General features: G+C 59.2%; 14 protein-coding genes. 12 read left to right on the top strand and 2 right to left on the bottom strand.

Annotated elements, in window-relative coordinates; genetic code table 11:
• Nucleotides 1–393: 393 nt before the first annotated feature.
• The 9 genes from H7B67_RS14105 to cysI all read left to right on the top strand — a co-directional run bounded on the left by H7B67_RS14105 (nucleotide 394) and on the right by cysI (nucleotide 12,876).
• Nucleotides 394–1,500, top strand: coding sequence for a sugar ABC transporter substrate-binding protein (locus tag H7B67_RS14105; RefSeq protein ID WP_185120486.1), 1,107 nt, complete (start codon nucleotides 394–396; stop codon nucleotides 1,498–1,500).
• A 99-nt stretch (nucleotides 1,501–1,599) separates the two neighbouring features.
• The gene (locus H7B67_RS14100) at nucleotides 1,600–3,120 is read left to right on the top strand and encodes an ATP-binding cassette domain-containing protein (RefSeq protein WP_185120485.1); all 1,521 of its coding nucleotides are present in this window, start codon (nucleotides 1,600–1,602) and stop codon (nucleotides 3,118–3,120) included.
• An 11-nt stretch (nucleotides 3,121–3,131) separates the two neighbouring features.
• Nucleotides 3,132–4,307, top strand: coding sequence for a sugar ABC transporter permease (locus tag H7B67_RS14095; protein ID WP_185120484.1), 1,176 nt, complete (start codon nucleotides 3,132–3,134; stop codon nucleotides 4,305–4,307).
• Between the two features lie 402 nt (nucleotides 4,308–4,709).
• Nucleotides 4,710–5,867, top strand: coding sequence for a betaine/proline/choline family ABC transporter ATP-binding protein (locus H7B67_RS14090; RefSeq protein WP_185120483.1), 1,158 nt, complete (start codon nucleotides 4,710–4,712; stop codon nucleotides 5,865–5,867).
• Nucleotides 5,857–6,534, top strand: coding sequence for an ABC transporter permease (locus tag H7B67_RS14085; protein WP_185120482.1), 678 nt, complete (start codon nucleotides 5,857–5,859; stop codon nucleotides 6,532–6,534). Before H7B67_RS14090 ends, H7B67_RS14085 begins: the two co-directional genes overlap by 11 nt.
• Nucleotides 6,535–6,562: 28 nt before the next feature.
• Complete coding sequence (locus H7B67_RS14080; RefSeq protein WP_185120481.1) at nucleotides 6,563–7,477, top strand: glycine betaine ABC transporter substrate-binding protein; 915 nt, start codon at nucleotides 6,563–6,565, stop codon at nucleotides 7,475–7,477.
• 18 nt (nucleotides 7,478–7,495) lie between these two features.
• Nucleotides 7,496–8,125 (top strand): ABC transporter permease, encoded by a 630-nt coding sequence (locus tag H7B67_RS14075; RefSeq protein WP_185120480.1) that lies wholly within the window; start codon nucleotides 7,496–7,498, stop codon nucleotides 8,123–8,125.
• A gap of 1,125 nt (nucleotides 8,126–9,250) precedes the next feature.
• Nucleotides 9,251–11,110, top strand: a complete 1,860-nt coding sequence (locus H7B67_RS14070) for an assimilatory sulfite reductase (NADPH) flavoprotein subunit (RefSeq protein ID WP_185120479.1) — start codon at nucleotides 9,251–9,253, stop codon at nucleotides 11,108–11,110.
• Nucleotides 11,111–11,136: 26 nt separating this feature from the next.
• The gene (gene cysI, locus H7B67_RS14065) at nucleotides 11,137–12,876 is read left to right on the top strand and encodes an assimilatory sulfite reductase (NADPH) hemoprotein subunit (protein WP_185120478.1); all 1,740 of its coding nucleotides are present in this window, start codon (nucleotides 11,137–11,139) and stop codon (nucleotides 12,874–12,876) included.
• A gap of 88 nt (nucleotides 12,877–12,964) precedes the next feature.
• On the opposite strand, the gene H7B67_RS14060 is transcribed toward cysI, so the two are convergent.
• Entirely contained in the window at nucleotides 12,965–13,846 is an 882-nt protein-coding gene (locus H7B67_RS14060; protein ID WP_185120477.1) for an AraC family transcriptional regulator, read from the bottom strand.
• Between the two features lie 150 nt (nucleotides 13,847–13,996).
• Between H7B67_RS14060 and H7B67_RS14055 the strand changes: the two genes are divergently transcribed.
• Entirely contained in the window at nucleotides 13,997–16,669 is a 2,673-nt protein-coding gene (locus tag H7B67_RS14055) for an alpha-L-rhamnosidase (protein ID WP_185120476.1), read from the top strand.
• Nucleotides 16,670–16,732: 63 nt separating this feature from the next.
• Here the strand turns inward: H7B67_RS14055 and H7B67_RS14050 are convergent, their stop codons facing one another.
• Nucleotides 16,733–17,485, bottom strand: a complete 753-nt coding sequence (locus tag H7B67_RS14050) for a YheC/YheD family protein (protein WP_185120475.1) — start codon at nucleotides 17,483–17,485, stop codon at nucleotides 16,733–16,735.
• A 199-nt stretch (nucleotides 17,486–17,684) separates the two neighbouring features.
• Here H7B67_RS14050 and H7B67_RS14045 point away from each other — a divergent pair, with 199 nt between their 5' ends.
• Both H7B67_RS14045 and H7B67_RS14040 read left to right on the top strand, forming a co-directional pair.
• On the top strand, nucleotides 17,685–19,139 hold the full coding sequence (locus tag H7B67_RS14045) for an S-layer homology domain-containing protein (protein ID WP_185120474.1): 1,455 nt from the start codon (nucleotides 17,685–17,687) through the stop codon (nucleotides 19,137–19,139).
• A 162-nt stretch (nucleotides 19,140–19,301) separates the two neighbouring features.
• Nucleotides 19,302–24,026, top strand: coding sequence for an RCC1 domain-containing protein (locus tag H7B67_RS14040; protein WP_185120473.1), 4,725 nt, complete (start codon nucleotides 19,302–19,304; stop codon nucleotides 24,024–24,026).
• Nucleotides 24,027–24,145 lie beyond the last annotated feature (119 nt).

Raw genomic sequence — 24,145 nt, 5'->3', positions numbered from 1 at the left:
CGCGCACATTCGTCCACAGCCGATAGCATCTACAACAAGAGCAGCCAGTCTGCTCTCTCCGCACGCCACCGAACATATCCCCCGAATGTGGGCAATGCGGATACACTCCCGCCCGGCATCCGAGCTTATCCACCGATGAGGGCAGCCCATCCCATTCTCCATGACGCCGATCGCCGATTGTCCCCTGTTTACTCCACATATCCACCATTCTCGAGGGCTTTTTTTCCACATAAACACATGCTTGCCGCCCAACGGTTCTCCCGCCTCGTCCCTCTCAAAAAAATCCAGACGGTCGTAAAAGAGTGCTATACGATAGCGCTTTCATAGAGCTTGTCCGGTGCTATAGTTGGTCTTGCGAGTGACTAAGATCAATTACCGAGAGGGGTAAAAAGAATGAAAAAAGGCTTCAAATCGATCGCGCTCCTGCTAGTGATCATGATGTTCGCGGCGCTCGCGGCGGCGTGCAGCAACGACGGCGGAAGCAGCAAGGTAAGCGTGGGAATCGTCCTTCCGACCAAAGACGAGCCTCGCTGGGTGCAAGACGAAACCCGCTTCAAGGACGCGCTCAAAGGCACGAAGTATACGACGGAAATCCTGTTCAGCCAAGGCTCCTCCAACAAGGAGAAAGAGAACGTCGAGACGCTGATCAACAAGGGCATCCAAGTTCTGATCATCTGCCCTCAAGACGGAGCCGCAGCCGCATCCGCGGTCGAAGCCGCCAAGGACGAAGGCATCACGGTTATCGCGTATGACCGCCTGATCACGGGAACGGACGCGGTCGACTACTACGTCACCTTCGACAGCAACGACGTAGGCGCGAAGCAAGCGCAATACCTCGTCGACAACGCCAAGGGATCCGGCGAGCCTCTGTACCTGTACGCGGGCGCGGCTTCCGATAACAACGCGTTCCTGTTCTTCGAAGGCGCTTGGAAGGTGCTGCAGCCGAAGATCGCGGACGGCACGTTCAAGATCGCGAACTCCAGCGAAGCGGAAGCTCTCAAGGACAAAGCCGAGCTGAGCCGCGACGAAATGGCCAAGATCATCGGCCAAGTGACGACGAACTGGGACGCGAACGAAGCCAAGAACAAGGCTCAAACCCACCTGACGGCGGCCGCCGCGGACATGAAGGGCGACGTGGCCATCCTGGCTCCGAACGACGGCACGGCTCGCTCCATCGCGGACGTTTTCGCCTCCGATTCGGCGGTAACCAGCTATGTCGTGACCGGGCAAGACGCCGAGATCGCTTCCGTGCAGTACGTGATCGACGGCAAGCAATCGATGACGGTGTTCAAGGACGTGCGTACCCTCGTTAAGGACGCGATGGGCATCGCGATCGCGGTTCTCGACGGCAACACGCCGGAGACGAACGGTTCGTACGACAACGAGAAGAAGGAAGTCCAAGCGAAAAAAACCGACGTAATCGTCGTAAACAAGGACAACGTCAAGAAGGAGCTTATCGACTCCGGCTACTACAAGGCCGACCAGTTCAAGGGGCTCTAATCCGCTCCGATCCGAAGGCGGCAAGCGAATAGCAGAATGGCGGGGTAGCGGTAGATTCGTCTATCGCTATTCCGCGATGGCATGAAGGAGTGCATATCGATGAGCGGCTACATTCTGGAGATGAACGGCATCTCCAAGGAATTCACGGGCGTCAAAGCGCTCGCCGACGTGAATTTCAAGGTGGAGAGAGGCGAGATCCACTGCTTGATCGGGGAAAACGGCGCGGGAAAGTCCACTCTGATGAAGGTGCTTAGCGGAGTGTACCCCCATGGGACGTATAAAGGGGACATCGTGTTCGAGGGCGCCGTCCAGAGCTTCTCCAAGATCAGCGACAGCGTGAAGGCGGGAATCGCGATCATCTATCAGGAGCTGGCTCTGTTCCCGGATTTGACGGTTTACGAAAATATTTTCGCGGGGAACGAGGTGCAACGCAGGGGCATCGTCGACTGGAACCGGACGATCGCGGAAGCGAAGCGGATGCTGGGCAAGGTCAAGCTGGACGTGAACCCCGATACGCTTATCAAGGACCTGGGCGTCGGCAAGCAGCAGCTTGTCGAGATCGCCAAGGCGCTCAGCAAGAACGTCAAGCTGCTCATTCTCGACGAGCCGACGGCGGCGCTGAACGAGAACGACAGCGAGAATCTGCTGCAGCTGCTTCGGGAACTGAAGCGGCAGGGCATCACCTGCATCATGATCTCCCACAAGCTGAAGGAGGTCATCTCGATCGCCGACAAGGCGACCGTTATGCGGGACGGGCGAACGATCTGCACGCTGGACGCCTCCAAGGGAGAGATCTCCGAGAGCGTCATCATCAAGAACATGGTCGGCCGCGAGATCGACGATATTTACCCGAAGAGGCCCGACAAGAAATTCGGGGACAACATCCTCGAAGTCATCCATTGGTCGGCCTACGACTCCGAGCTCGGCAGGCATGTCGCGAGGGACGTCAATCTGCACGTCAGGAAGGGCGAGATCGTCGGAATAGCCGGACTGATGGGATCGGGGCGGACGGAGCTGGCCCAGAGCATCTTCGGCAATCCCAAAGGGTATCGCCTGGAAGGAGAGCTGTGGGTCGACGGTTCTCCGGCGGCGTTTAAGCATACGAGCGACGCGATCAAGGCGGGCATCGCTTACGTCACGGAAGACCGGAAGGGCGACGGGCTGTTCCTCATTCAGGACATCAAGAGCAACGTGACGGCCGCTAACCTCTCCGGCATCTCCTCGAGAGGCATCATCAACGACAACGAGGAAGTCAAGATCGCCAACCAGTATAAAGACTCCTTGTACGTGAAGGCGCCTTCGGTCGAGCAGATCGTCGGCAAGCTGAGCGGGGGCAACCAGCAGAAGGTCAGCCTCGGCAAATGGCTGTTCGTCGGGCCGAAGCTGCTCATTCTGGACGAACCGACCCGGGGGATCGACGTCGGGGCGAAGTTCGAGATTTATACGATCATGAACAAGCTGATCAGCGAAGGAATGAGCATCATCATGATCTCGTCCGAGCTTGGCGAGGTGCTCGGGATGAGCGATCGGATCTACGTCATGGCCGAAGGCCGAATCAAAGGCGAGCTTCCGACCTCAGAGGCCACCCAGGAAAAAATCATGCAATTCGCGACGCAATAGGAGGAACACCTATGAATCTATACAAGGAAGCGAAATCGCTCGTTAAAGTCAACATACGCGAATACGGCATGTACATCGCCCTGTTCGTCATCATGCTCGTCTTCACGATCCTGACGGACGGCTTGTTCATGTCCTCGCGCAACATCAGCAATCTGCTCGACCAGACGGGCTATATCGCCGTGCTCGCCGTCGGGATGACCCTGGTCATCGTCATTCGCCATATCGACCTGTCCGTCGGCTTCGCGGCCGGCTTCATGGGAGCGATCGCCGCGATCCTGATGTCGCAGGCAGGCGTGCCGGTGTACCTGACGGTACCGATCATCCTTGTTCTCGGCATCGTGGTCGGCATGTTCAACGGCGTGCTGGTGGCGTCGGTCGGCATCCCGTCCTTCGTCGCCTCCTTGGCGGGCATGCTCATTTTCCGCGGGGCTTTGCTGCGCGTGACGGAGAAGTCCGGCACGATTATCGTCGAGGAAGAGAGCTTCAACGCTCTGGGCAACGGATTTATCCCTTCGCTCGCGGAGGTAGGCGGGCTTCACGTGCTCTCTCTTATTCTTGGAGTAGTCGTCATCTTCCTGTACGTTCTAAGCGAATTCTCCGCTCGGCGTAACAAGCTGAAATACAACTTCGAGGTCGTATCCAAAAGCATCTTCGCGTTAAAAGTCGTTTTCGTCTCGCTGATCATTGCCTACATCACGTACATTATCGCGGGCTACAACGGCTTCTCTTGGACGGTCATCATCATGCTCGGCGTCACGGCGATCTATCATTTCCTGTCGACGAAGACCGTGCTCGGAAGACACATCTACGCGGTGGGAAGCAATCCGGAAGCGGCCCACCTGAGCGGGATCAACGTCAAAAAAATCACGTATATCGTATTCGGTTCGATGGGCTTGCTGTCGGCGTTGTCCGGCATTCTGTACACGGCGCGCCTGAATTCGGCGACGACGACGGCGGGAACGCTGTTCGAGCTCGACGCGATCGCGGCCGCCTATGTCGGCGGAGTGTCCGCGGCCGGCGGCGTGGGCAAGGTAACGGGCTCCATTATCGGAGCGATCGTCATGACGTCGCTTTCGAGCGGCATGAACCTGCTGGGGGTCGGCATCTCCTATCAGTACATGATTCGCGGCGGCGTTCTGGCGGCAGCGGTTATTTTCGACGTTATGACCCGCAAGAAGAAGGGCTAACGGGCCATCAGGCCATCAGGCAGTACAGGAACCAGATTCATAGCTCATGTTTTTTTTCGATTAGAACGCCTGCATCGGCGCGCCGCTCTCCGCGGCGCGCTTATTTATTGTGCGACATATCCAAGCCTTTACAAACAACTTAATGCAACTTTAAAGGTTGTCAGTTTTCAGAATGTTTGTTATAGTAAGAAAAACCCGCGAGACCGCAGCAACCCATCTCTGGATCGTTTCTCCTCGTTTTACCGCTTCCGTTCGTACTCGGACGACTTAGCAATCGACATTGCATGCTACGACCTCTCAAGCTTCGCAAACGAACAAGACTTGCCTCGGGAGAGACGGCGCGCCGCGCCGGCCTTGCTTTGCTGTACTCGTAAATCGATTTTCCAAGGGGGAGGATTTCTCATGATAAGATTCGTAGGCGTCAACAAGACTTACGATGACGGACATCAAGTGCTGAAGGACTTGAACCTGGAGATCAAAGAAGGGGAGATTACGGTCCTTATCGGACCCAGCGGCTGCGGCAAGACGACAACGATGAAGCTGATCAATCGGCTGATTCAGCCCACGTCCGGCCAGATTCAGATCGACGGCCAGGAGATCGCATCGCTCGATCCCGTCGAGCTGAGGCGCAGGATCGGCTATGTCATTCAGAACATCGGCTTGTTCCCGCATATGAATATCGCCCGCAATGTCGGGGTCGTGCCTCGAATGCTGAAGTGGGACAAAACGAAGATCGCGCAGAAGGTGAACGAGTTGCTCTCGATGGTCGGGCTCGAGCCCCGCATGTTCGCGAACCGCTACCCGTCGGAGCTGAGCGGCGGCCAGCAGCAGCGCGTCGGCGTCATTCGGGCGCTGGCGGCCGATCCTTCGATCATTCTGATGGATGAGCCGTTCAGCGCGCTCGATCCGATCAGCCGCGAGCAGCTGCAGGATGAGCTGATCCGCCTTCAGACGGAATTGAAGAAGACGATCGTGTTCGTCACCCACGACATGGACGAAGCGATCAAGCTGGCCGATACGATCGTTCTGATGAACGGCGGCCAGATCGTCCAGTCGGGTTCGCCGGACCAAATCCTGCGGCATCCCGCGAACGACTTCGTGAAGAGTTTTATCGGCAAAAAAAGAATGTCTGCGAACCGCAGCATGGAAGAGATGCCGACGGCGAGCGACGTGATGGTGCAGTCCCCGGCGATCGCCCTGCCGACCCGAGGGTTGGCCGAAGCGATCAAGATGATGGAGAGCCGGCGAGTCGATTCGTTGCTCATCGTGGACAAGGGCAACCGCCTGCTCGGCTCGGTTTCGATCTATCAGGTTATCGATCACTACGGGGACGAAGGCAAAACGGTAGCGGACATCATGTCGCCGCCGACGCACACGGTGCGCAAGAATACGCCGCTATCCGCCGCCTTGAACCTGATGAGCGAGCATCAGCTGTCCAACGTGCCCGTCGTCCGGGACGATCATCAATTCATCGGCCTGATCACGAGAGGGTCCGTGGTCCGGCACCTGGCGGAAGTCTATTCCCGCGAGGACGAAGGGGAGCAAGCCTATGTGGGCTGAATACTTGGAATTCTGGCAGGACCGCTACCCGGACCTTCTCGCGGCGACTTGGGAGCATCTCTCCATCTCCTTCGCTTCCATCGCGCTCGGCATCCTCGTCGCGGTACCGGTCGGCATCTACTTGGCCGGTAATCGGAGCAAATGGCTTCATTCGGCCGTGTTCGGCGTCGCGAATCTGTTCCAGACGATTCCGAGCCTGGCGCTGCTGGCGATTCTGATTCCCTTGCTCGGAATCGGAGCGAAACCGGCCATCTTCGCGCTCTTTCTCTATTCTCTCCTGCCGATTCTGCGCAATACGTACGCGGGCTTCCAATCCGTCGACCCTTCGGTGCTGGAAGCGGCAAGGGGGATGGGCTTAAGCCAGACGCAGCGCCTCTTGCAGATCCAATTCCCACTCGCTTTTCCGTATATCATGTCCGGCGTTCGCCTCACGACGGTTTATATCATCAGCTGGACGACGCTCGCCGCGCTGATCGGCGCCGGGGGACTGGGACAGCTGATCGTCTCCGGCATCGGAGTGAACAAGACCGAGCTCATCGTGTCCGCTTCGCTTTGCGCGATCGTGCTGGCGCTGCTGGCGGATCGTTTGCTCGGCGCCGTGGAGAAGTTCTTCTCCCGCAGGGCGAGAACGGCCAAGACCGACGCTTCGCTGCTTGCGAACGGATAAACCCATTTCCGCAATCTTAGGAGGTAGCATGAGAAAACAAACATGGACTATTTTCGCGATCGTACTGCTGTTAGCTATAACGACAACCGCCTGCGGGAGCAACGACGGCAACGGAAGCGCCGCGTCCGGCACGATCAAGATCGGAACGCAGACGTACTCCGAGCCGAAGATTCTCGCCGCGATGTATAAGGCGTTGATCGAGGATCGCACCGACATCAAGGTGGATATCGTTCCCGATCTGGCGGCTAGCGCTATCGTCATCAAATCGATGAAGAGCAACGATATTCAGATGGCTACGCTGTATTCCGGCGAGATTTTCAACGACTACTTCGATATCGAGGATACGAAGGACCGCGCGCAAGTGCTGAAGCAGGCGCAAGAAGGGTTCGATAAGAACTACGGCTTCAAATGGTACGATTCCTACGGTTTCGAGAACACGTACGCCCTGGCCGTCCGAAAGGATGTCGCCGAGGCGAACCAGTTGCAATCGGTCTCGGATCTCGGCAAGGTGGCCAAGGACATGAAGGTCGGGGTCGACACGACCTGGCTGGAGCGGGAGAACGACGGGTATGGCGCGTTCACGGACCACTACGGCTTCTCGTTCTCGAAGACGTATCCGATGGAAATTTCCCTGGTGTACAAAGCGGCGGCGGACAAGGAAGTGGACGTCGTCCTGGCGTATACGACGGACGCCGGCCTTAAGCAGTACGACCTTCAGACGCTTACGGACGACAAGCAATTCTTCCCGCCTTACGATGCGTCTCCGGTGCTCCGCAACGATACGCTCGAGAAGTACCCGGAGCTTGACGAAGTCATTCCGCTGCTCGTGGGCAAGATCGACGCCGCGACGATGACCGCGCTCAATTACGAAGTGGACGTCAACAAGCGGACGCCGGAAGACGTCGCGGTCGAATTCCTGAAGGGACAAGGACTGTTGAAATAAGGAAGGAGGCGAAGCAGGATGGGCAACACGAATCTGCTGACCTATCTGCAGGATAACTGGCCTCATCTGTTGAGCTTGACTTGGGGGCACATCGTCATGGTACTGTGCGGGCTTGGCCTTGCGCTTGTCGTCGGCATTCCGCTTGGCATCGTCAGCGCCAGGAACGAACGGCTGGCCGGCCTCATCCTGGCGGCGGCCAACGTGGTCCAGGTCCTTCCGAGCTTGGCGCTGCTAGCGCTGCTGATGATTTGGCTCGGACTCGGCTTCAAGACGATCGTCGTCGGCCTGTTCCTCTATTCGCTGCTGCCGATCATTCGGCATACGTACGTGGGGCTGAAGCAGGTCGACGCCGGCGTCGTGGAAGCCGGACGAGGAATCGGGATGAGCCCGTCGCAATTGCTGCTCAAGATCCGGCTTCCGCTGTCGCTGCCGTTCCTGACGGCCGGCCTGCGCGTCGCCGCCGTCATCGCGATCGGCGTGGCGACGCTGGCTCCGCTGATCGGCGGCGACGGGCTCGGACGCGAGATATATTCCGGTCTCAACATGCGCAATAACGTCCAGATCTATGCGGGCGCTATTCCCGCGGCTCTGCTGGCGATCCTGGCCGATCTCTTTCTCGGCCGGCTGCAGACCAAGTTCCGCAACTAAAGGAACGGATGCGGGTATCGTTAATGGCAGGTGGAACCCCAAGCCGAACGGCGGCTTGGGGTTCTTTGTCATTGCTGCGCCTGATTTGAGCTACATCCGCCGGATTTAATTTAAACAACTGCGGTGCCTTGTGCGTCATCCGTCTCCGGCGTAAATTCCCTTGCAAGAGTGGCTTTTCTAATTTTTTTCAATTTGCACGAATGCTCCGCTCTTCGCCGCATGGAGCGGCCAAGGGAGTCGCAGGGATTCGACGGGGCTGCCAACCGCCGCATGGACTCTGTAAGCCAAAGTGGTGCACGGGATGCACCACATGAACAAGATTGGCGAGTGAGAAGCCAAAGTGGTGCACGGGATGCACCACATGAGCAAGATTGGCGAGTGATAAGCCAAAGTGGTGCACGGGATGCACCACATGTGCGGGATTGGCTAGTGATAAGCCGAAGTGGTGCACGGGATGCACCACATGTGTGAGATTGGCTAGGGATAAGCCGAAGTAGTGCACCGGATGCACCACATGAGCAAGATTGGCGAGTGATAAGCCAAAGAGGTGCACTGGATGCACCACATTAGCGGGATTGGCTAGAGATAAGCCAATGTAGTGCACGTGGTGCACCACGTGAGTGGGATTGGCTAGTGATTAGCCGAAGTAGTGCACGTGGTGCACCACATGAGCGGGATTGGCTAGTGATTAGCCGAAGTGGTGCACTGGATGCAGCACATTAGCCGGATTGGCTAGAGATAAGCCAATGTAGTGCATGGGATGCACCACACGCCGCGGGATTAATGGAATCAACTATTAGAGGTGCAGCCGGTGCACCAAAATGTTGCATGCGCGCCATAATCACCTCCTGAGTGAAGGGGAGAAGCGACCTAATGGAAGCCAACCAGAGCAACGGGGTTCCCTGGTTACGCAATCCCCGCTAAGCATCTCTGGCGCCCAAGCCGAAGGCGTTTGTGTTAACGCGTACGGATGCTTTATAACCAAAAATAATAAATCTCGCAGAAAGTCTTATAGACAACAATCGACGAAGTCATTGAACCTTCCGTCCGACTGAGGTAGTATTAAATTTAATTAAAAACATAGTAACGTTGTCGGATATTTAACGAACCGTGAGGTGGATGTAGTTGCAACTTCAAGTGACGAACAGTCCGTTTACGAGCGAGCAGGCGGAGCTTCTCAACAAGCTGCTCCCGACATTGACGGAAGCCCAGATTCATTGGCTGAACGGATATTTGACTTTCTATCGCGGGGGCAACGCCGGAGCCGCCGCGCAGACGTCGGCGACGATCGAGCTCTTGGAAGCGCCTGCGCCGGCAGCCGCTCCCGTTCCTGCCCTGCCTAAGGAAGCGACGATCCTGTTCGGCTCCCAGACGGGCAACGCCCAGAGGCTGGCCGGACGATTGGCGGAGCAACTGAAAGGCCAAGGCTTCGAGGTTACGCTGTCCGCAATGAACAAGTACAAGACCAACAACCTGAAGAAAGCGGCGTACCTGTTTATCGTAGCCAGCACGCATGGCGAAGGCGATCCGCCTGACAACGCGGTCTCCTTCCACGAATTCCTGCACAGCAAGCGTGCGCCTAAGCTCGACGAAACGAAGTTCGCCGTACTTGCGCTCGGCGATACTTCCTATGAATTCTTCTGCAAGACGGGTCAAGACTTCGATGCTCGGCTGGCGGAGCTTGGAGCGGAACGGATCGTCGACCGGGTCGATTGCGACGTGGACTTCGAGGAAGCGGCATCCGGCTGGCTGGCGGCCGTGAACAAGGCGGTCAGCGCGGCTTCCGCGCCGGCGGCATCGGCGGCAGGCGCTTCGGCGGGTACCGCAGCCGCACCGGCAAGCGCCTCGGCGGAATCGGAATATTCGCGCGCGAATCCGTTCTATGCCGAAGTTCTGGAGAACCTGAACCTGAACGGCAGAGGCTCGGATCGCGAGACTCGCCATCTCGAGCTGTCGCTCGAAGGCTCGGGCCTAACCTATTCGCCCGGCGACGCGGTCGGGGTCTACCCGCAGAACGATCCGGCTCTGGTCGAAGAGATTCTCTCTTACCTGAAGTGGAACCCGGAAGAGGCGGTCGTCACCGGCAAGAACGGCGAGACTTCCTCGCTGCGCAAGGCGCTGCATCACCATTACGAGATCACCGTGCTGACCAAGCCGCTGCTCGAGAAAGCCGTCCAATATTCCGGCAACGCCAAGCTGGCGGACCTGGTCAAGCCTGAAAATAAAGAGGAGCTTAAAGCGTACATCGACGGGCGCGATCTTCTGGATCTGCTCCGGGATTACGGCCCATGGACGCTGGTCCCGGGAGATATCGCCAACCTGCTTCGCAAGCTGCCTCCTCGCCTGTATTCGATCGCGAGCAGCGTGAACTCGCATCCGGACGAAGTGCATCTGACGATCCGCAAGGTCGAATACGAAGCTCACGGCCGCGAACGCAAAGGCGTGTGTTCGGTGTACGCCTCCGAGCGTCTGGCTCCGGGCGATACGGTTCCGATCTTTATCCAGCAGAACCCGAACTTCAAGCCTCCGGCGAATCCGGAGACGCCGGTCATCATGATCGGTCCGGGCACGGGCGTCGCTCCGTTCCGGGCGTTCATGGAAGACCGCGAGGAGCTGGGCGCGACGGGGCCGTCGTGGCTGTTCTACGGCGACCGGCACTTCGTGACCGACTTCCTGTATCAGACCGACTGGCAGCGCATGCTGAAGGACGGCGTCCTGACGAAGCTCGACGTCGCCTTCTCCCGCGACACGGACGAGAAGGTTTACGTGCAGAACCGCATGCTGGAGAACGGACAAGAATTGTACAAGTGGCTGCAGGACGGAGCCCACGTGTATGTCTGCGGAGACGAGAAGCACATGGCGCACGACGTGCATAGCGCGCTCCTGGCGATTGTCGGCCAGTACGGGAGCAAGTCCCCGGAAGCGGCCGCCGAATATTTGTCCGAGCTGCAAGATCAAGGTCGCTACCAACGCGACGTTTATTAATCGCTTGAACGAAGGAGTTGACGGCAATGGCGAAGAACCTGAAGGTCGAGCCGATCGGAGGACCTCCGAGCGACGTCGAGCATCTTAAGAGAGAGAGTCATTATCTGCGCGGATCGTTGACCGAGTCGCTGGCGAACCGCGTCACGGGCGGCTTGCCCGATCTGGACAACCGGCTGCTTAAATTCCATGGCAGCTACATGCAGGACGACCGCGATTACCGGACCGAACGCGAGAAGCAGAAGCTGGAGCCTTACTATCAGTTCATGCTTCGGGTCGTTACTCCGGGCGGTCTCGCGACGCCGGCGCAATGGCTCGTCATGGACGAACTGGCCGACAAGTACGGAACCGGAAGCCTGAAGCTGACGACGCGCCAAGCGTTCCAGCTGCACGGCGTCCTGAAGTGGAATTTGAAGAAAACGATCGCCGAGATCAACGAAGCGATGCTGTCGACATTGGCCGCTTGCGGCGACGTCAGCCGCAACGTCATGTGCAACCCGAACCCGTATCAATCGGAAGTCCACAGCGAAGTGTTCCACTGGGCGCAGCGGCTGACGAAGCATTTGGCGCCGAAGACGCCCGCGTACCACGAGATTTGGCTGGACGGAGAGAAGATTCTGGACAGCTTGGAGCAGAGCGACGGCATCGAGGGCGACGCGGTGGAGCCGATCTACGGACCGGTCTACCTGCCGCGCAAGTTCAAGATCGGCATCGCGGTACCTCCTTCCAACGACGTGGACATTTTCTCCCAGGATCTCGGCTTTATCGCGATCGTGGAGAACAACAAGCTGATCGGCTTCAACGTCTGCGTCGGCGGGGGCATGGGCATGACCCACGGCGATACGGCTACCTATCCGCAGCTTGCCAAGGTAATCGGCTTCGTTACGTTGGACCAAGTTCTCGACGTGGCGGAGAAGACCGTGACGATTCAGCGCGACTACGGCAACCGCTCCGTGCGGAAGAACGCCCGCTTTAAGTACACGATCGACCGTCACGGCCTCGAATGGTTCGTGGACGAGCTTCACGATCGTCTCGGCTGGCAGCTTCAGCCGGCCCGCGAGTATCGATTCGAGCATACGGGAGACCGTTACGGCTGGATCAAGGGCAAGGACAACAAATGGAATCTGACGCTGTTTATCCAGAGCGGACGGGTTAAGGATCTGGAAGGCTACAAGCTGAAAACCGCGCTGCGCGAGATCGCGAAAATCCACACGGGCGACTTCCGCCTGACGGCGAACCAGAACCTCGTTATCGCCAACGTGACCGCGCAAAAGAAGACGAAGATCGCGGCCCTGCTGAAGGAGTACGGAATCGAAGAGGGTTCCTACTATTCGGCCCTGCGCCGGAGTTCCCTGAGCTGCGTGGCGTTGCCGACGTGCGGCCTGGCCATGGCCGAAGCGGAACGCTATCTGCCGACGCTGCTCACGAAGCTGGAGCCGATTCTGGAAGAAGCCGGTCTCCGCGACGAAGAGATCAATATCCGCATGACGGGCTGCCCGAACGGCTGCGCCCGCCCGGCGCTCGGCGAGATCGCCTTCATCGGCAAATCCCCGGGCAAGTACAACATGTACATGGGAGCGAGCTTCACCGGCGACCGTCTCAGCAAGATGTATCGCGAGAACATCGGCGAGGACGAGATCATCGATACGCTTAAGCCGATCATTAATCGTTATGCCGCCGAGCGGGTCTCCGGAGAGCACTTCGGCGACTTCGTCATCCGCGCCGGTTACGTGAAGCCGGTGACGGACGGAACGAACTTCCACGCTTAACGGCAATATTCGAGGGGCTGTCCCATAAGGGGACGGCCTCTCTTTTGCATAAAGCAGCCGAAAAATCATACAAAGCTTTAACTTTGCCTCATTCCGCCCCAAAGGTTGATGAGGTTTTCCGGTAGCGGCCGGGAGAGCATCCTTCGATACGCTTAAAGACTCTGGCGAACGATGGGAGATCCCGATAGCCGACCATGCCCGCGATCGTGTCCAGCTTGTGGCGGGTCGAGCGCAGCAGCTCGCAAGCCGCATGAATGCGTTGGCGCTGAAGGAATTCATGGAACGTTTGACCCGTATGCCGCTTGAACAAACGCTGGAAATGGCGCTCGCTTAACCGGAAGTTGTCCGCGACCGAGCGCAGGGTGAGCGGTTCCGCGGCCCGCTCCCGGACGAAGGCGACGGCCTCCCCGATGAAGTCGCTGCTGGGCCGTTCCTCGGGGAGGGCTGCCGCGCGAAGCATTCTCGCCCATTCGATGATGAGCTGCGTCAGCATCGAGCGAAGCAAGGCGCCGCAGCCCGGCCCGGCCGCGGCATGCTCCTCGTGCATCCGTTCGAACAGCGGCTCGAGCCGAAGGAGAGAATCCCGCGCCGCTCCTTTCTCGACCGGTCCCTCTTCCAACGAACGCCAGAGCTTGTCCAGCTCCAGCTCCGGGGCCTCCCGCGCGATCTCGTCCATCAGCTCCTCCGCGAAGACGACGTTGTAGACGACCAGCCTGCGGTTTTTCTCCAAGGAATAGGGCCGGAAAACATGGGAGCTGCCGACGGGAAGGGCGAACAGGTCGCCGCGGGACGCGGGGAGCATCCGATCCCCCAGGTAATGATAGCCGGAACCCTCCGCCACGTACGTCAATTCGATGAAATCGTGCTCATGCTGAACGAGATCGAACCTCTCCTCGGCCCGGTTGACGTAAATCCGAAGCCCCTCTTGAAAGAGCTCGCTGCCCTTTAACGTGTGCCTTGCCTGCTTCATCGAATCGCTCTCCTTTTTCATCCGCCGCTTTCCGTAATGATGTCCATTTTACCACCTCAATGCGTCCGTTTCAGCTGTATTTCTATCGATGTAAGCGCGTTACACTCCTCTCAGAGAAGATTAATCTTAAGCCGAACAGGAGAGCGACCAATGGCGATTATCGAGATTTACGATCTGACCTGCAATCATAAGACGAACCCGGTCGGGATCGACGATCGGGAGCCGAGGCTGAGCTGGAAGCTTCGTTCCGCGAGCCGGGGCGTCATGCAAGGAGCTTATCGGATTCAAGCGGCCGCGAATGAGCGCTTCGAGGAGCCGCTCGCCTGGGATACGGGGAAAATCGAAAGCGGCCGATCCGTGCTCGTTCCCTATGAAGGAGCGGCACTGCAATCGCGTACGAGGTACTTCTACCGAGTCAAAGCGTGGACGCAAGACGGAAACGAGTCCGAATGGAGCGTTCCTTCGTTCTTCGAGACGGCTTACTATTCCGAAGACGAGTGGGCGGGCGCCGACTGGATCTCCTTCGAGCTGCCGGCGGACGAGCAAGGGAACGAGCCGATCGCTTATCTTCGGAAGGCGTTCCGGACCAAAGGCCGGATCGCTTCCGCCCGCGTCTACGCGACGGCTCTTGGGGCTTACAAGCTGTACGTGAACGGCCAAGAAGCCGACGATACGCATATGAATCCGGGTTGGACGACGTACGAGAAACGGCTTCAGTACCAGACCTACGACGTAACCGGCTTGCTGGCGGAAGGGGAGAACGCGTTGGGCGTCATGCTGGGCAACGGCTGGTACCGGAGCCAGATCGGATGGCAGCCGGACAGCCTGTACGGCGGCACCCGGGCGCTGCTCGCGAAGCTTCACGTTCGCTACGAGGACGGCTCGGAGGAGATCGTCGGGACGGACGGATCATGGAAGGGTTCCGATGGGGCGCTCCGGATGTCCGAGCTTTATCACGGCGAGCTGTACGATGCCCGGATGGAGAAACGGGGCTGGTCTTCCGCCGCATACGACGATACCGATTGGAGCTCCGCGAGCCCGTATAGCCATACGAAGTCGACGCTCGTCGCCCAGGAGAACGAACCGGTTCGCCAGGTGCGGGAGCTCGTTCCGGTATCGGTGCATACGACGCCTCGCGGCGAAACCGTGATCGACTTCGGCCAGAACATGGTCGGTTGGGTGCGCTTCGCCGTTAGCGAGAAAGCCGGAACCGTTGTCACCCTCCGGCACGCGGAAGTGCTCGATAAGGAAGGCAACTTCTACACGGGCAACCTGCGGGCGGCCAAGCAGACGGTCACGTACATTTGCTCGGGCGATGGGCAAGAGACGTTCCAGCCGGTCTTCTCCTTCCAGGGCTTCCGCTATGTCAAGGTAGAGGGAATTCCCGCCGAACGCATCGCCGGCCGGTTCGCGGGGTGCGTACTGACAAGCGATCTGAAGCCAGGCGGAAGCTTCCGGTGCTCGGATCCGTTAATCAACAAGCTGGCGGAAAATATCGTATGGGGTCAGATCGGCAACTTCGTCGACGTGCCGACGGACTGCCCGCAGCGGGACGAGAGGCTCGGCTGGACAGGCGACGCCCAGGCGTTCATACGGGCGGCTACGTACAACCGGAACGTCGCTCCGTTCTTCGCCAAATGGCTGAAGGACCTGGCGGCGGATCAACAGGAGGACGGCGGAGTTCCTCACGTCATCCCGGAAGTGAAGGTAGCGGGTTACAATTCGGCGGCTTGGGGCGACGCGGCGGTCATCTGTCCTTGGGTCGTTTACGAACGTTACGGGGACGAACGCGTCCTGCGGGATCAGTTCCCGAGCATGAAGGGGTGGGTCGAGTACATCCGGGCGCAGGGGGAGAACGAGTTCCTATGGAATACCGGCTTCCACTTCGGAGATTGGCTCGGTCTCGACGCGAAGGAGAACAGCTACGTCGGAGCGACTCCGCGCGAGCTGATCGCGACGGCCTTCTACGCGTACTCGACGGGAATCGTGGCGAAGGCGGCGAAGGTGCTTGGGCTCGAGAAGGAAGCGAAGGAGTATTCCGAGCTGCGCGATCGCGTCGCGAGCGCGTTCCGCGAAGAGTTCGTGACGCCGAGCGGCCGCGTCGCATCGCCTACCCAGACGGCTTACGCGGTGGCCCTCATGTTCGATCTGCTGGAGGAGAAGGACCGCCGGCAGGCGGCGGACCGCTTCGCCAAGCTGATCGAGGAGAGCGGCGCGCAGCTGACGACGGGCTTCGTCGGAACGCCGTACCTGTGCCACGTGCTGACCCGCTTCGGCTACGGGGAGCTTGCCTACAAGCTTCTGGAGCGCCGGGAGTATCCGTCCTGGCTCTATCCGGTCGTTCGCGGGGCGACGACGATCTGGGAGCACTGGGACGGAATCAAGCCGGACGGAAGCTTCTGGAGCGACGACATGAATTCGTACAATCACTACGCTTACGGCGCGGTCGGCGATTGGCTGTTCGGCTCCGTGGCGGGCATCGACGCGGATGAGAACGAGCCCGGCTATCGCCGGATCAAGCTCAGCCCGCTGCCCGGAGGCTCGCTCCGGCACGCCGAAGCGACGCTCGACTCGCCTTACGGCGAGATCCGTTCGGCATGGAAGCGCCTCGCGAACGGCGGAATCGTCTACGAGATGACGGTTCCGGCGAACGCCTCCGCCGATGTCGTCCTGCCGGGCGCGAAGCTTGGCTCGGTCTTGGAGTCCGGCCGCCCGCTGGAGACGGCGGAGGGAGTATCGGACGCGGCGGAATCGGCGGACGGCCTTCGCTTCCGGCTCGGCTCGGGAGCGTACCGGTTCGAGCTGGCGCCGCTTGCTGAATAAGTCATATAGAAAAGGGTTGAACGGAGGGGATCGGACACCCCGGCGTTCAACCCTTCTTGCCGTCTATTTCGTTCGGCCGTATTGTTTGGCATACGAGACGATCTTGCGATACATCCTGCGGTCTCCCATGTTCCTCAACGGATAGAACTGGGGCCGGGTATTGACCTCCAGAATCCATAGCCATCCTTGCTTATCCAGGGCGACGTCGAGCCCGAGCTCGCGGAAGCCCTTGTAATGCTTGTCGAATTGCTTGCCGACGTTCACTCCGAGCTGCTCGAGATCCTTCCGAATCCGCTTGATACTCTCCTCTTCGTAGCCCGCCTCTTTCAACGTTTGCCGCAAAAAGCCGATTTTCCCGCCTTGACTGTAATTCGTGGCGACCGAGCCCGCTTTGCCGATTTTGAGGAAGATCGCGGTACTTGTCCAGACGCCCCCCGTTTTCTGAACCATGACGCGAATATCGAACGGTCTCCCCTTCACGGAAGCGAGCTTGATTCCTTTCTGGAGCAGGTAGGGCTCGGAGCCGGCTCGGGCTTTCAAAAAGCCGAAGAGGCCTTCGATGCCGGAGTGTTCGCGTATCGTCCGTCGGTGCTTCGTCGTATAAAGATTCCCTTGGCGCTTGATTCGGACGATATTCGAGCCGCCCGTGCCGCCCGTCGGCTTGAAGTAGACGGTAGAGTGCCGAGCCAGCATCTTATCCAGGTTGCCGCGGGTAAACGGAAGCGTCCAAGGAACGTAATGGCGCAATGTCGAGCTGCCCAGCAGCCACTTCGTTTTCACCCATTTGCTTTTGATCGATGAGCTTTTGTACCCCATGTCGTCCGCCTCCTTTCATCGCCTTAGAATATGTTGGACTAGGAGAAACCGTATGTGCGGATAACTAGAGGGCGGATGCTTCGTTCTTCCGATCCGGCGTCCAGATTCGAGATCTAATGGGAGGTTGAGATTAGAGACAAAGCATGCTACGATTGATACAAAATGTATCGTACAAATCGAGAAATTTGGAGGCGTTCCCATGATCGAACACTCTCTATTTCGCAGAATGCCCGGACGGATGCTGCTTATGCTCCTGATGATCTCGTTGACGTGCCTGCTTTTCCCGGGGCTTGGCGGTCGGGATCGGGCAGAAGCGGGAGCGGCGAACCGGTTGGCCGTCGCGCCGACCGCGCCGACCGCACCGATTGCTCCGGCGGCTATTCCGGCTGCCGAGTCTTGGACCTTCCTGCCTCCGGACTGGATGACGGGAGCGGGACATGTCTTCTCCTGGAATTCCGCTCTACGAAAGGAAGCCACGGAGGCCGGGCATCTGGTCGCGATCGACGAAGCTTCGGCATTGGCGGCCCTGCAGGCGGAGAAAAGCAAAATCGACGTCTTCGCCGTCGGCGCGCAGCTATCCGGCAATGCGACGTTCGCGATTCCCTTCCCGGTGGCCAAGGCGGCTTACGAGCGTTCCGGGGCGGATGGAGCGCTCCTTCTGGCCAGTTCCTCGGGCTCCATCATGCTCCCCTTGTCCCTGCTGGCCGATAATGACGCGTTGGAAGGCGCCGGAGACGTTCTGGCGTCGATTCAAACGACGGGAGAAGAGATTGACCGCGTACCCGCTCTGGCCGATGCGCAAGGGCTCCGGCACGTTGACGATACGCCGGTCGCGGAGTTTCGGCTGGTCGTCCGCACGAACGGAGAAGAGAGAGAAATCTCGGATTTCGGCCGAACGTTCGTTCAGAGTACGATAGCGTTGGGCAGGCCCGTCTTCGATATGGCAAGCACGGCCGAGTTCCTTGCCGGGCAGCGCGACAATGGCGTTCCTCGCTTCGGATTCGCCCCGACGCGCTTTTTTAAGGACTCCGACGGGACCCTTCATGCCATCGTGAACCGAAGCGGGAACGGCGTCTATGTCCTCGCATCCCGGAAGGCGGCGTTTCGGGACCTCATCGCGCATTGGAGCCGGCCGGCCGTCGATAGGCTGGCGGAGACGGGGATCGTAAACGGAAGAACGCCGGAGTGCTTCGGGCCGGATGCGCCGATAACGCGATCCGAATTCGTCGCCATGCTCGTGAGGGGATTGGGGCTTCAGGATAAGACGGGGTCAGGGAATTATTCGGATGTCGCCGAGGGGAATTGGTTCGCGTCGGACGTCCGGATCGCCGCGGCATACGGGCTGGTTTCCGGCTACGGTGGGAAATTTTCCCCTCAAGTCGGGCTGAACCGGCAGGAGCTGGCCGTTCTGCTCGCGAACGCTCTCCGGTTGGCGAAGCCGGGAGCGGTATGGAATGCGGCGACGCTGGACGGCTATTCGAAGGAGGATCAACCGGCCGGTTGGGCGGCCCCGAGCATGAGCGTCGTACTCGGCGAGGAGCTGTTCGGCGGCTTGCTCGCTGGCCGGCTGGAGCCTCGCGGAATCGTCACTCGCGGAGAAGCCGCCGTCTCGCTTGAGCTTCTGCTGCGGAAGCTTGGATTTATCTATTCATAGCCTATCAGAGAGTTCTCCCCTTTTTGACAATATCCGCATTTGCTAACTTTCGATAATAGTCCCCGTCCGATCCCGTTAGTAGAATGGCATAGTGGCGAAGACCGTCCGGCAACGGACGCGCTTGGCCGGAAGCCATCACGCTAAACGGAGGGATCGTCAAGGATGAAACGGGCGGGAAACCTGCTGCTCAGTTTATTGGTTCTGCTAAGTGTCTTGCAAATCGGCGAAAATCGGGCCCAAGCCGCGACCGGGGAAGCCGTCGCGCCTCAGCTGGCGGCCACCGAATACTTCAGTCTGGCTTTGCTAAGCGATGGAACGGTCTGGGGCTGGGGACGAGGAGGAAGCGGACAGCTGGGTAACGGCAAAACGGGAAATTACACCTATCCGGTCAAGACGGCGGGCCTAAGCGGCGTCCAATCGATCGGAATCGGTTATTTCAACGGCTATGCCGTGCTGGAAGACGGGTCCGTATGGGCCTGGGGCAAAAACGACTATGGCCAAATAGGAGACGGCACGACGACCGGCCGGATTTCGCCGGTGCAGGTGCAGGGACTAAGCGGCATTAAAAAAGTATCCTCGGGTTCGGGCCAGCATGCCCTGGCCATTGACGAGTATGGGGATGTCTGGGCTTGGGGCTCGAACGAGAGCGGCCAGCTTGGCGACGGAACGATTATCTCGCGGGAGACTCCGGTGCTGCTGATGGGGCTGTCCGATATCAAGGAGGTCGCCACGGGAGGCTCTTTCAGCCTCGCGCTCAAAGACGACGGGACGGTCTGGTCGTGGGGTTGGAACAAGCAAGGACAGCTAGGCGCCGGCTTGGCCGCCGATCTGCGCGAGGATCCTCAGCCCATTCCGGGCCTGAGCGGAATCGTGGCCATCTCCGCCGGATACAACCATGCGCTCGCGCTCGACGAGAACGGCCGCGTCTGGGCTTGGGGTCAGAACACGAACGGGGCGGTCGGAGACGGAACGTATACGGAACGCCGGAGTCCGGTACAGGTTGCCGGGCTTGACGATGTCGCGACGATCTCTGCCGGTTATTTTCATAATCTCGTCATTAAAAAAGACGGCACCGTATGGGGCTGGGGCTTTAACCATCAGAATCAACTGGGCGACGGATCGACGACGACTTCCACTACGCCGATTCGGGTTCCGGGACTAGAGCGCGCAGCAGCCGTGGCGGCCGGACAATTTCATAGCCTCGCGATGGACTCCGACGGGTTCGGCTGGGCTTGGGGCTATAACAGCGGCGGACCTTTGGGCGATAAAACGGAGATTTCGCGGCCCATGCCGGTTCGGAACGCCGTCGTCATGGACGTGACGGCTCCGTTCACGGATATTGCCGAATTCGCGGCTTCGGACATCACGACGACGGGGATGACTTTGAACTGGGACAAGGCCTCCGACAACATGACGGAATCGGACAGGCTGCAATATGCGGTTTATCAATCCGAAGACGGATCTATCTACTCTCCTCAGCTCGCGGAGAAACGCGGCACTCTGCTCATGGACTATACGGCCGATGTCGATACGTTCGCGGTAAGCGGACTTACGCCTGACACGGGGTATTTCTTTAACGTCATCGTGAAGGATGCCGCCGGCAATAAAAGCCCGTATACCATGATATGGGAGTCGACTCTGCCGACGTACGCGGTAACGTATGACGGCAACGGCAGCTCTGGCGGCACGGTACCGGAGGATGCGAAAGAATATGCAGCCGGGGAAAAAGCCGCGGTGCTGGGTCAAGGAAGCTTGGCGAGAGAAAGCTACACGTTTAAGGGCTGGAACACGAAGGCGGACGGCAGCGGGGACGCGTATGCGGAGAATGACGAACTCACCGTCGCATCCGATGTCACTCTGTTTGCTCAATGGACGAAGATTCCGACTTACACGGTAACGTATGACGGCAACGGCAGCACGGGAGGCATGGCACCTGTAGACTCGAACGAGTACGAAGCCGGGGAGAAAGCCGCGGTGCTGGGCCAAGGAGGCTTGGCGAGAGAAAGCTATACGTTTAAGGGCTGGAACACGAAGGCGGACGGCAGCGGAGTCGCTTACGAAGAAGGCGACGAGCTGATGGTAAACGCCGACGTTACGCTTTATGCGCAGTGGGATGCCATTCCAATCCCGACGCCGACTTACACGGTAACGTATGACGGCAACGGCAGCACGGGAGGCACGGTACCTGTAGACTCGAACGAGTACGAAGCCGGGGAGAAAGCCGCGGTGCTGGGCCAAGGAAGCTTGGCGAGAGAAAGCTTCACGTTTAAGGGTTGGAACACGAAGGCGGACGGCAGCGGGGATGCGTATGAGGAAGACGATGAGCTGACGGTAAACGCCGACGTTACGCTTTATGCGCAGTGGGATGCCATTCCAATCCCGACGCCGACTTACACGGTAACGTATGACGGCAACGGCAGCATGGGAGGCGCGGCGCCTGTTGACGCTAGTGAATATGAAGCCGGCGATAAGGCGACGGTGCTGGGCCAAGGAAGCTTGGCGAGAGAAAGCTACACGTTTAAGGGTTGGAACACGAAGGCGGACGGCAGCGGAGTCGCTTACGAAGAAGGCGACGAGCTGACCGTAAACGTCGACGTTACGCTTTATGCGCAGTGGGATGCCATTCCAATCCCGACGCCTACTTACAAGGTAACGTATGACGGCAACGGCAGCACGGGAGGCACGGCGCCGGTAGACTCGAACGAGTACGAAGCCGGCGAAGAGGCAACGGTGCGCGCTCCAGGCGACCTAGCGAGAGAAGGGTACGCATTCGCCGGCTGGGATACGAAAGCCAACGGAAGCGGAGCGACCTATATGCCGGGCGAGCTTCTGACGATCGGAACTTCCCCTGTTACGCTGTATGCGCAATGGGCAACCGTACCGGTCCACGTTCCGGAGATGATCCGGTTCCAGCCTGTCGGCGGGGCGACGGGAATTAGCGTCAACGCTCCTCTGGCGATGGCGTTCAATAAAGAGGTAAGGCCCGTTGCCGGCAAACGAATCCTGATCGAAAGCTTATCGGGCGACCGAATCTCGCAAACGATCGACGCGGCGGATGCCGAGCAAGTCGAGGTATTCGGATCGACGGTGCGCATTCAACCCGCGAATCCGCTATCCTACGGCACCCTTTATCGAGTAACAATCGAAGCGGGGGCCTTCGCGGATTCGGACGGGAACGAATACGGAGGATTGGCAGACGGTTGGGAATTCCAAACCGTAGAGAAGCCGATCGTTCCGCCTCCAAGCTCGGATGCGACGCTCGCAGGACTGGATGTTATCGTCGGAACGCAGAAGCTGCCTCTCAGCCCGAGCTTTGCGGCGGGCGTGGCGCGATACTCGGCGACGGTGCCCAGCTTCGTGTCGTCGGTGTCGGTGTCCGCGACCGTGTACGCAAGCAGCTCCAGCGTTACGGCAAGCGTGTACGACGGCAACAATCGACTTGCCGCGGGACCGCTCTCGCTCATAAGCGGCCAGGCGAGCGATGAACTGCAGATCGGATACGGAATGAACCGGGTCGTGCTGACGGTGACCGCGGAGAACGGAACGCAGCACGCCTATACGGTCGACGTCACGCGAGAGCTTGCCTATTTTCCTCCGGTTCAACTGCCTGAATCGAGCTCGGAAGGCAACGAACCCGATACGATCGCCTATTGGAATGGACAAACCCTCACGGGAATCGTAAACGCGGCCTCGGAGGAGAAGGACGGACGAGCAACGATTCGATTCACGGTGAACGCAACCGAACTGGAGTCTCGGCTGGAGCAAAGCGCAAACAGCCCTATCTTCCAAATCTCCTCTTCCTTTGCGGCAGAGCAGGTTGTCGTCGAGCTGAACGGGGAAATCGTCAAAGCATTGGAGAAAAAGCAGGCAACGCTGGAGATCCGGACGACCAATGGCTCTTACCGGCTTCCGGCCGTTCAAGTGCTTATCGACAATCTCGCGCGGCAATTGGGGCAAGAGGTAGCGCTGGCGGACATCGCCGTTCAGATCCGCATCGGCCAAAGCAGCGCCGAGACGGTTGCTTCGGCGGAGCAAGCGGCGAATGCCGGCGGGTACCGAATCGTAGCCGCTCCGGTCGAGTTCTCCGTTGTCGCTTCCTTCGGCGGCCATACGGCGGAGACGGATCGCTTCGGACAATTCGTGGAGAGGGAAATCCCTCTTCCGGAAGGAATCGATCGGTCGAAGGTGACGACCGCCGTCGTCGTCGAACCGAACGGCGCTGCGCGGCATGCGCCGACCCGGGTAATCGAGCGGGATGGCAGGCTGTACGCGGTCGTGAGCAGTCTGACGAACAGCGACTACGCTCTCGTGGATCATTCGGCCGCATTCGCGGACGTGAACGGGCATTGGTCGCGAGAGGCGGTGAACGAGATGGCTTCCCGAATGATCGTAAACGGCACCGACGGGTCGCATTACAAGCCCGACGCCGCCGTTACCCGCGCGGAATTCGCGGCGATCGTCGTCAGGGCGCTCGGATTGCCGGATACGGGTACGGCATCCGGCTTCGCGGACGTTGAGGACGGCGCCTGGTATGCGGGCGCGGCGGACCAAGCGCAGCGGATAGGCTTAATCGAAGGCTATTCCGACGGTACCTTCCGGCCGAACGCGACCATTACGCGCGAAGAGGCCGTTGCGATCACCGCCAGGGCGATGGAGCTTGTCGGAGTGGACACGGTTTTAAGCGCCGAGGACTCGGCGCGAATCCTGTCCGCGTTTAAGGACGCGGAGGACATCGGAAGCTGGGCGAAGCCGAGCGCCGCCGCCGCGGTCGCGAACGGACTGGCTGCGGGCTCCGGTTCCCGGTTTATGCCGGGGAGCAAGATGACAAGGGCGGAAACGGCCGCGATCGTGCAGCGGCTGCTGAAGCAAGCCGGGCTGATCGATTAAAATCGGAATAAGAAAACCCATTATCCCCAAAGCTCAGACTAACGGGCGCATTCCGGCTCTGAGCGGAAGGGATAATGGGTTTTTTGCAGCTTCGGAACAACGCCCTCCATGAGACGCTA

It is taken from the genome of Cohnella thailandensis (assembly GCF_014212135.1).
Classification (GTDB): domain Bacteria; phylum Bacillota; class Bacilli; order Paenibacillales; family Paenibacillaceae; genus Cohnella; species Cohnella thailandensis.
Note: the sequence above shows the minus strand (reverse complement) of the source record. Positions and strands in the feature narration are given on the sequence as shown.